The sequence below is a fragment of the Actinocrispum wychmicini genome (genome assembly GCF_004345645.1).
GTDB lineage: Bacteria > Actinomycetota > Actinomycetes > Mycobacteriales > Pseudonocardiaceae > Kibdelosporangium > Kibdelosporangium wychmicini.
Genome location: NZ_SLWS01000021.1, coordinates 86,147 through 93,086 on the forward strand (window position 1 = coordinate 86,147; position 6,940 = coordinate 93,086).

The 6,940-nt window shown below is 67.8% G+C and carries 4 protein-coding genes; all 4 read right to left on the minus strand.

Going from position 1 to position 6,940, the window contains the following annotated elements:
- Window positions 1-9 precede the first annotated feature (9 nt).
- Entirely contained in the window at window positions 10-267 is a 258-nt protein-coding gene (locus EV192_RS51730) for a hypothetical protein (RefSeq protein ID WP_132126195.1), read from the minus strand.
- 149 nt (window positions 268-416) lie between these two features.
- Entirely contained in the window at window positions 417-1,304 is an 888-nt protein-coding gene (locus EV192_RS51735; protein ID WP_165961045.1) for a TauD/TfdA family dioxygenase, read from the minus strand.
- Window positions 1,305-1,332: 28 nt separating this feature from the next.
- Window positions 1,333-2,610, minus strand: a complete 1,278-nt coding sequence (locus EV192_RS51740) for an MFS transporter (RefSeq protein WP_132126197.1) — start codon at window positions 2,608-2,610, stop codon at window positions 1,333-1,335.
- Window positions 2,600-6,940, minus strand: coding sequence for a non-ribosomal peptide synthetase (locus tag EV192_RS51745; protein WP_132126198.1), 4,341 nt, complete (start codon window positions 6,938-6,940; stop codon window positions 2,600-2,602). Before EV192_RS51745 ends, EV192_RS51740 begins: the two co-directional genes overlap by 11 nt.

A 6,940-nucleotide genomic window follows, 5' to 3' on the forward strand; every position in this document is an offset into this window, starting at 1 on the left:
GGCGGCAGATCACCACAGTCGATTCAACTCATTACCACCCGAATCAAGAATGACATAGTCAGAATCACCAGGGTAGGGCAGCCACACAGCTATCCCATTCGGCCAAACATGAATCTCAATGGAAGTAACGACGTGCTGCTCGACCCGCAGGAAGATGAATTCATCAACGGCCAACTCGAAGGCAATCCCGAGCGGCTCGAAGGTGATACGCACAGGTCCGCCAGCCGCAACAAGCTTGAGATCCGTCGTCGATTCAGGTCCAGCCAATTCAGATCATCCGTCCCGCAGACATCAACAGAGCCCACCACTTCTTCGAGACCATCGAAACTCCGCAGGCATCAGATCACACCTCCCGCCGTGGACGTAGACGCGCATCATGCCATGTGAGACCGTAATCCTTCGCCTGGGGCCGGGATTCAGATCATGGCGACGAGGATCTTGCGGGGGCCGGTGTAGGGGTGGCGGCCGTGGAGGGCCAGCATGTTCTCCACGATCATGATGTCGCCGCGTTGCCAGGGGAAGGACAGTTCGTTGCGCTTGGCGGCGGTCCTGATCGCGTCCACATCGGACGAGGGGATCGGTGAGCCGTCGCCGTAGGTGACTGAGTGGGGGAGGTCGGATTCGTTGTCGAAGAGGTCGAGGAGGGCTTCGCGTTCGGTTGGGGGGAGGTTTGTTGGGTGCCATTGGTCGGCTTGGTTGAACCATACTGGGGTGCCGGTTTTCGGGTGGGTGCGGATTGCGGGGCGGGGGGCGGATGTGCGTAGGCCGTTGTCGGGGGTCCAGTTGAAGGTCAGACCGGCCGCGTGGAGGAACTTTTCGGCCTCGGCCGGGTTGTCGGTCTCGAATGTTCGCTGCCAGGATTTTCCTGGGCCGTAGCCGCCGTGGAGGTGTTGGCGGTACACAATTCCCTTGGTGGTGAAGCGGTCGCGGACGTCGGGGTCCAAATCGGAGAGTAGGGCGCGGCCGTCGCACACTGGGGTGGCGCCGCCGGTTGTTGGTTCGGTCAGGCAGCAGAAGAACAGGCGGTCCGGCCAGGTTTGTGCGTAGGAGAGTTCGTTGTGCAACGAGATCTCGTACTCCGCTGGGTACTCGGTTGACGTGAAGATTCCGTCCGCGACCTTCGTTCGAGGAGTGTTCCCGCCGCGATAGCCGCCTAGGGGTTCGCCGAACTTTGCCACGGTCTCGTGGAAATGCGCAGGCGAGGAAATTCCCAGGCCACGCAGGAGAACCACGCCGGTGGTGGTGAGGATTTCGTCTACTTCGGACATCAAGGTCGGTGTGACCTCGCGGATGTCGAACGTCACCAGCGTTGTACGGCCGCTCACTGTCTTCTCAAGCATGAGCCCTCATCTCCGGCGCCATCGCGGCCGCCTCTTCTTCGGTCGGCATCGCGCGCATCCTGGGGATGGGCGAGAACACGTAGATCACGAACGAGCCGAGCAGGCCGATCGAGCCGATCCACACCAGTGGCTGGATGCCGATCGCGTCCGCGAGCACTCCGGCCGCGAGCGCGCCGACCGGGACGGTCGCCATCGACAACGCCCTGAGCGTGGCCACCACACGGCCCTGCATCTCGTCCGGGGTGAGCAGTTGGCGCAGGGTGGTCTGGATGATCGTGCCGACCTGGGTGGACAGTCCGTAGCCGAACTGGGATGTCACGAGCAGGGCCACGACCAGCCACAATGGACTCACCAGGGACGCGGCGGGGATCAGCAGCAGGATCCCGTTCGCGCAGCCGACCGCCCACATCACCGCCGTGCCGACGCCGACCTTCCGCATCAGCCGCACCGAGAGCCATGAGCCGGCCAGCGCGCCCGGCCCGGCCGCCGCGAAGATCGCGGCGACCCACCCGGGCGGCACGTTGAGCACCCGGATCAGATAGAGCACGTACAGTGTCTGCAACGCGCTGGTGAACCCGTAGAAAATGGCGGACGCCGACGCGATCGTACGCAGCACCGGATGCCGGACCACCCAATGCAGTCCCTCTCGGATGGCCCGCAGGACACCGTCGGTGTGCGTCGCCGACGGCATGGTGTCGGGCTTGCGGATCAGCAGGAGCATCGCCGCGGAGATCAGGTGGGTCGCCGCGCTGACCACCAGCACCATCGCCGACGCGACCGCGGAGATCGCCACGCCCGTCGCGGCCGGGCCCAGCAGGCCCGCCGCCGACCTGCTCAGCTCCAGTTTCTGGTTGCCCTCCGCGACGAGTTCCCGGCCGGTGAGGGTCGGCAGGTAGGCGTGGTAGGCGATCTCGAACATCACGCCGAGGACACCCGTGCAGAACACGATCACGTACAGCGCCTCGATCCGCAGCCAGCCGACCGCGTACAGCGATGGGACGAGTGCCAGCAGCACGAACCGGCCGATGTCGGTCCAGACCATCGCGTACCTGCGGCGGACCCGGTCCACCCACACGCCGGCGAACAGGAAAAGCAGGAACGGCAACTGGGACAACGCGTTCATGAAGCCCATTTGGGTGGCGGACGCGTTCAGCATGACGACCGCGACCAGTGGCAGGGCGGTCCGGCCGACCGCGGTGCCGAACATCGCCAGGGTCTGGCCGCCCCACAGCTTCAGGAAGTCCCGGTGCCGCCACAGCTCAGCCCGCATCGATGTCCCCCAACGCGACGTCCGGCTGCGCCGCCGCGCCCGCCAGCAGCGCGGTGTAACCGGTGACGAACTCGCGCATGGTCGACTTGTCGAACAGCTCGGGCCGGTACTCCGCCACGCACATCAGGCCGTCCGGGCGCCGCCACAGGTACATCGACACGTCGTACTTCGCCTCAAGCGTTCCCCACGGCTCGAACTCCATGCTGACCCCGCCCATGTCCACCGGGAGTGCGCGACGGTCGTCGGCGAGCATGAACATGGTCTGCACCAACGGTGTCTGCGCCGGATCACGCACTGTCGTGAGTTCGTCGACCAGGGCCTCGAACGGCACGTCCGCGTGGGTGTACGCGTCGATGGTCAGCTGACGCACCTGCCGGGTCAGCTCACGGAACGATTCCTGGCCGGTCACATCGACCCGGATGACGAGCGTGTTGACGAAGAACCCGATCAGTGGCTCCAGTTCCGGCCGCTGCCGGGTGATCACCGGCACGCCGACGGCGATGTCCCGCTGTCCGGTCCGGCGACGCAACCACTCGGCGTAACACGCCAGCGACGCCATGAACAGCGAGCCGCCCTCGCTCGCGCCCGCCGCCCGCAACGCGTCCACCACGGCCGCCGGCACCTCGAACAGCTCGTGCGCACCCTCCACGCCGAGCTGGGACGGCCGTGGACGGTCGGTCGGCAGCGCCAACGTCCGCGTCCCCTCAAGCCGGCGCCGCCAGTACCCGAGCTGCTCGCCGCCGACCTCGGTGACCACCTTGCGCTGCCACGCCGCGAAGTCCGAGTACCGCACCGGCAGGTCAGGCAGGTCCGGTTCCCGGCCGTCCCTCAGCGCGGGGTAGAGCCGCGCCAGCTCGTCGGTCAGGACTTCGACCGACGGCCCGTCGAACACGGCGTGGTGCACGGTCAGCAGAAGCTCGTGCACAGCCGGTCCGAGCCGGATCAGCAAGGCCCGCAGCGGCGGCTGCGCGGCCAAGTCGAACCGGGCGCCGCCGGACTCAGCCAGCACCTCCCAGCGGCGGGCCTCGTCCGCGCCGGACAGGTCGACCGTGTCGAACGGCAGCTCGGGTTCCGGCTGCACGACCCGGACCAGGCCGCTCGGTGTCGCCACGAACCTGCTGCGCCACACTTCGTGCCGTCGCACGATTTCCAGCAGCGCCAGCCGCAACGCCTTCGGGTCGAGCTCGCCGGTCAGCCGGCGCCGGAACTGGACATTGTGGAGTGTCGCGCCCGGGTTGAGCTGGTCGACGAACCACAGCCGCTGCTCACCGTACGAGGCCAGCCGCGGCTCGCCGGCCGGGGCCGGCTCGATCGGCGGCAACTGCCCGGCGTTGAGCCTGGCTGTGACGGCAGCGGCCAGATGGGCGACCGTGGGTTCGGAGAACACCACCGGCAGCGGCAGGGTCACGCCGAACGCCTTGCGGATCCGGTTGGCCAGCTGGATCGCCAGCAGGGAATGCCCGCCCAAGGCGATGAAGTCGTCGGTGCGGCCGACCTGGTCCCGGCCGAGCAGGGCGGCGAACAGTCCGGCGATGATCTCCTCGAACTCACCTCGCGGGCCCTCGGCCACGGTCTGTGGCCGGTCGACCGCGGGCAGCCGCGAACGGTCCAGCTTTCCGTGCGGTGTCAACGGAAGCGAGTCCAACGCGAGCAAACCAGGCACCATGTACCCCGGGAGCGTGGCCTCGGCGTGCCGGCGCAGCGCCGCCAAGTCCAGTCCCTCTGGGGTGACGTAAGCGACCAACTCGCCGTCCACCCCGATCACGGCACAGCCGGTGACGCCGGGGTACGCGGCGAGAACCGCCCGCACCTCCCCCGGTTCGACCCGGTAGCCCCGGACCTTCACCTGGTCGTCGGCCCGGCCGAGGAACTCGATCGCCCCGTCGGGCAGCCGGCGGGCCAGGTCGCCGGTGCGGTACAGCCGGGCACCGGGTCGGCCGGAGAACTGGTCCGGCACGAACTTCTCCGCGGTCAGTCCGGGCTGGCCCAGGTATCCCCTCGTGACCGTGGCGCCACCGATGACCAGTTCGCCGGCGACACCCTCCGGCACCAGCTCGCCCCAATCGTCCACAATGTATGCCTCAGCGTGCGCCATTGGCCAGCCGAGCGGAGTGACTTCACCACGCGGTTGGGAATCGCGATCGGCCGGCAGCGCCAGCACACCGACTGTCGTCTCAGTGGGACCGTAGTGGTTCACCACGTTTCCACGCTTGCGCAGCAGCCGCACATCGTCCACTTGCGACGCCTCGCCGCCGAGGATCAGCGCCTTTCGGGGGACGATGTCAGCCGACTCAAGTGCCGCCAGATGCGACGGGGTGATCTTGAGATAGTCGACGTCTCTCAGATGCCCGGCGATCCAGTCCGCGTCCGTCGCCAGGTCCTTGCTCACCAGGTGCAGCGTGCCCCCGGTGAGCAGGGCGCCGAAGAACGCGGTGACCGCGAAGTCGAACGTCAGCGGTTGCAGCATCGTCCACACTGGACGATCCAGGTCAACCAACCCGGCCAGGCCGTCGAGATAGGCCGTCACGTTCCCGTGGGTCACGCCGACGCCTTTGGGCCGACCGGTCGAGCCGGACGTGTAGACCACGTAGGCCAACGAGTCCGACCAGACCAGGACGTCCGGCGGCGCTGCGCGATCGTCCGGACCCAGCGTCAGCACCGGCACAGCACATTCGATCGGCTCCGCGGCGACCACGGCGGCGGCGCCGGAGTCCTTCAGCAGGAACCGAATCCGGTCTGGCGGATGCTCGACGTCCAGCGGCAGGTACGCCCCGCCGGCCATGAGCACGCCGAACACCGCGACGGCCAGGTCCACGGTGTTGCCGAAGATCACGGCCACCGGCTGGCCCGGCCGCACCCCGGCGGCCACCAGTCGATGCGCCAGCGCGCCCGCCCGCGCCCGCAACTCCGGATAGGTCAACCGGCCGCCCGCGGAGTCACAGACCGCAACACCTTCGGCGAACCGGCCGAACCGGGACAGCACAGTGTCCTCAACGGACAGTGTGATGGGGGCGGCGAGCAGCCGGTCACGTTCGTCTTCGAGCAGCAGTGGCAACCGGTTCAGCGGTGTGTCCGGCGCAGCCACTGCGGCACTCAGAAGCTGGACATAGCGGTCGGCGATCGCCCGCACGGTGGCCGGGTCGAACAGGTCCGTGCTGTACTCCCAACGACCGTGCAGCACGCTCTTCTGGTACTCCGACATGTCCACCAGGAGGTCGACTTTGGACGTGCCGTTGCTCAGCGGCGGCCGTGGGCCCATGTCCACCGGCAGCAGGTTGAGCACGACCTGGTACAGCGGTGGCACGGACGGGTCGCGGTCCGGTGCCACCTCCTCGACCACCCGGTCGAACGGGACCGACGAGTTGTCCAAAGCGTACTGGACAGTTTCGGTCGCCCGGCCGATCAGCTCACGGAACGTCGGCGTGCCATCGCAGTCGACCCGCAACGCCACGCTGTTGACGAACATGCCGACCAGCCGTTCCAGCTCAGGCAGCTCTCGGCCGGCCACCGGGCAACCGACGACGACGTCCGACTGCCCGGACAGCCGGTACAGCACGGCCGCGAAGGCAGCCAACAGCACCGCGTACGTCGTGGTTCCCTCGGCTCTGGCCAGCCGCTTGACGGCTGCGAAGTCAGCCTCGGGCAGTTCGGTTTCCACCTGCCCGCCACGATGGCTGGGTGCCTGCGGACGGGCCCGGTCGGTCGGCAGCGCGATCTCCGGCGGGATACCCGCCAGTCGTTGCCGCCAGTACCCGAGCTGGCCGGCCATGGCCCCGGCGTCGTACTGATCACGTTGCCACGCCGCGAAATCGACGTACTGGATGGGCAACGCGGGCAGATCTTCGCCGCGGCACAGCGCGACGAAGTCCTCCAGCAGGATCGCACCCGACTGTCCGTCGCACACCGTGTGGTGCAGAACGAAGGCAACCGCCCAGCTGCTGTCGGTCAGGTGCATGGCGCGTACCCGCCACAGTGGTGCGCGTTCGAGGTCGAACACGTCGCTGTTGTCCTGGGCGACGATCTGGTCGATGCGCGGTTCGATGTCGTCGTACGGCAGGTCGCGCAGGTCCGTCGTGACGATCTCGATCGGCACCCGCGGGTGGATCACCTGCATGAGGTGTCCGTCGTGGACGGTGAACGAGGTCCGGAGCGGCTCGTGCCGGTCGACGAGCTTCGCCAACCCGTCGGCGAACCGCCCGGGGTCGGTCCCGTGCGGCATCATCGTCGCGCACAGGACGTTGTACGTGCCGACGTCGGGGGCGAGCTGGGTGACGAACCACAGCCGTTCCTGTGCGAACGACGCCGGGAACTCCTGCGGACTGCCGGGCAT

Excerpts from the sequence above, each read along its gene's own strand:
- EV192_RS51745 (WP_132126198.1), bottom strand. The coding sequence starts at position 6,940 with ATGCCCGGCAGTCCGCAGGAGTTCCCGGCGTCGTTCGCACAGGAACGG.
- EV192_RS51740 (WP_132126197.1), bottom strand. The coding sequence starts at position 2,610 with ATGCGGGCTGAGCTGTGGCGGCACCGGGACTTCCTGAAGCTGTGGGGC.